This window comes from Gemmatimonadota bacterium, from assembly GCA_022560615.1.
GTDB lineage: Bacteria > Gemmatimonadota > Gemmatimonadetes > Longimicrobiales > Gaopeijiaceae > UBA1138.
Map to the genome: position 1 here is coordinate 1 of JADFSR010000097.1, position 3,038 is coordinate 3,038.

The following is a 3,038-nucleotide window of genomic DNA, read 5'->3' on the forward strand; positions in this document are numbered from 1 at the left end:
GAGTTGGTCATGAAGTCTCCCGGATTTCGCAACCGAGCTGGAGCTGGGTGTCATGTGTCGTGGGAGGAGTTGGCGGCGACGGTTTCTGGCTACTGCTGAGACGCCCTGTCACATCCCCCTGTGAGCTTACTGATGTCGCCGTCAGTATTGCACCAAGGAGCCATCTCAATGTCACTACTAGGCGGATGCGATGCGTTGGTCGACAAGCACCTCTCCATCGATGACACGTGGAGGGGGAAGCCTCCTCGGTTCAAGCGGATGCGTATTCCGACGGAAGTGGGCCGGCCATTCCGAAGCATGTGGGCCACCGATTCCGAGGGAAGAGGGCCAGGCATTCCGAGGAAGAGGTCCTGCCATTCCGACATAGTGGGCCACCTTGGGCTGTGCGAAGGAGGCGCTGGATAACCTGAACCTGAGGCCGTCATTATCGGTCCCTCGTAGACGCGAATCACGCGAGGGGGTGCAATGGCGGCGAAGCGGTTATCCATGCGAAAGCTGAAGGAAGTACTACGACTGGCGGCTCTGGGTCGTTCGGACCGAACGATCGCGCGCAGCCTGGATATCGGACGCAGTACGGTGCGCCGATATCGAACGCGAGCGGACGAAGTTGGGCTGGGCTGGGCGGTGGTGTGTGAGCTGGCCGAGAGCGAGCTCACGGCCCGGCTCTTTCCTGCACCAGAAGCTGGGGGTGGGCCACGGCCTCTTCCGGACTGGACGCAGGTCCGTCAGGAACTGAGCCGTAAGGGTGTGACGCTCGATCTGCTGTGGCTCGAATACAAGGCGGTGCACAGCGACGGCTACCAATACAGCCGGTTCTGTGACCTGTACCGGCAGTGGCGAGGGACGCTGGACCTGGTGCTGCGCCACGAGCATCTGGGTGGAGAGAAGCTCTTCGTCGATTACGCGGGCCACACCGTGCCCGTGGTAGACGCGGATACCGGTGAGGTACGCGAGGCGCAGATCTTCGTCGGGGCTCTGGGCGCGAGCAACTTCACGTACGCCGAGGCGACCTGGACACAGAGCCTGCCGGACTGGACGGCGAGTCATGTGCGGATGTTTGAGTACATCGGTGGGGTGCCAGCTGCTCTTGTGCCGGACAATCTCGCGGTCGGTGTGAAACGAGCGTGTCGCTACGACCCGGACATCAATCCGACGTACCAGGATCTTGCGACGCACTACGCCACGACGGTGTTGCCTGCGCGTCCGGGCGAACCTCGTGACAAAGCCTTAAGGTCGAGACGAGCGTTCAGATCGTCGAACGCTGGATCCTCGCGCCTCTGCGTAACCACACCTTCTTCAGCCTGGGGGAGCTCAATCGCGAGATCCGCCGGCTCCTCGATGCACTCAATGATCGTCCCTTCCAGAAGCTCGAGGGCACGCGTCGGTCCCTCTTCGAAGCTGTGGACCGGCCAGCCCTCGGGCCGTTGCCGACGACGCGCTACGAGTTCGCCGAACGAAAGAGCGCACGTGTGAACATCGACTATCACGTCCAGGTCGGTGGCCACCTCTACAGCGTGCCCTATCAGCTCGTTCGCCAGAAGGTCGAGGTACGCCTCGCGGCCCAGACCGTGGAGATCTTCCACGACGGTCGACGCATTGCCGCCCACCTGAGGAGCCACCGCAAGGGCGCGTTCACGACCGACGCATCGCACCGACCCAAGGCACATGCCGAGCATCTCGAATGGACGCCTTCGCGTATCATCCGGTGGGCCTCCAAGAGCGGACCTCATACTGCGGACGTGGTCCGTCACATCCTCGAGGATCGGCCCCATCCCGAGCACGGATACCGAGCCTGTCTCGGCATCATGCGTCTCGGCAAACGCTATTCGACGGAGCGACTCGAGGCTGCCTGCCAGCGAGCTCTCAATATCCGTGGCATCTCCTACCGCTCGATCGCCTCGATCCTCAAGAACGGCCTCGACCGCCTCGGCGACGAAGACACGCAAGTCTCGCTCGACCTGCCCCAAGACCATGAAAACCTGCGGGGCAGCGCCTACTACCGCACTCCACCATCCAACTGACGGACGAATCCATGCTCATCGAACAGACCCTCACCCAGCTCCATGAACTCCGACTCACCGGCATGGCCGATGCGCTCGAAGAACAGCGCGGTGTCCCTGACGTCCAGACGCTGCCCTTCGAGGATCGCTTCGCTCTGCTCCTCGAACGAGAAAGCTCTGTGCGCGAGAATCGGCGCCGGACTCGCCTCCTGCGTCAGGCCAAGCTCCGGCTCCCTTCCGCTACGATCGAAGATCTCAACTTCCGAGCACGCCGTGGGCTCGACCGGTCCGTCATCCTTCGACTCACCGGCTGTGACTGGATCCACAATCACCAGGTCACGCTCATCACCGGAGCGACCGGCACTGGCAAGACCTATCTCGCCTGCGCCCTCGGCCACAGCGCCTGCCGCCACGGCCTCTCTGTCCGCTACTTCCGCCTCTCTCGGCTCCTCGACGAACTCCGTATCGCGCGCGCCGACGGATCCTACGAACGCCTGCTCGACCGGCTACAAAGAACAGCTGTACTCCTGATCGACGACTTCGGGCTCCAGGTCCTCAATGAGACCGAACGCAGAGATCTCCTCGAGGTGCTCGAGGACCGCTACGCACGGCGTGCCACCCTTGTCACCAGCCAGCTACCCATCGAGCACTGGCATGACGTCGTAGGCGACGCCACCTTCGGCGATGCCATCCTCGACAGGCTCGTTCATCACGCCCATCGTATCCACCTCACAGGTGCGTCCATGAGGAGACACGCCCCAACCACTACCTGATCACTCCAGCGTCGCTTCGCTCCGACTACCCTGACCTCTTGCCCGGTCTGGGTGGCCCACTTGCCTCGGTCTGCCTGGCCCACTTCGTCGGAATACGCACTCTGGGGCATCGAACGCGATGACCTCGACGTGGAATACATCGTGCGCTACCTGGTGCGCCGCCCCCTAGTGACGTGAGCGGTTAAGGTCTCGGTCATGAACGGCGCGACCAATGCGGCCGAAGAGCCCGTCCTGTTCCAAAACTCAGCCGAGCGTGACCCGGTAA

At 62.7% G+C, this 3,038-nt stretch carries 1 protein-coding gene and 1 pseudogene; both read left to right on the plus strand.

The features are described from left to right. Positions 1-465 precede the first annotated feature (465 nt). Positions 466-2,021, plus strand: a pseudogene (locus tag IIB36_20430) (IS21 family transposase). 11 nt (positions 2,022-2,032) lie between these two features. Next, a complete protein-coding gene (locus tag IIB36_20435; GenBank protein MCH7534106.1) occupies positions 2,033-2,773 on the plus strand; it encodes an ATP-binding protein in 741 nt (246 codons plus the stop codon). The last annotated feature ends 265 nt before the right edge of the window (positions 2,774-3,038 follow it).

What these genes read in the sequence shown, in the direction of transcription:
- IIB36_20435 (MCH7534106.1), top strand. Translation starts at nt 2,033, where the DNA reads ATGCTCATCGAACAGACCCTCACCCAGCTCCATGAACTCCGACTCACC.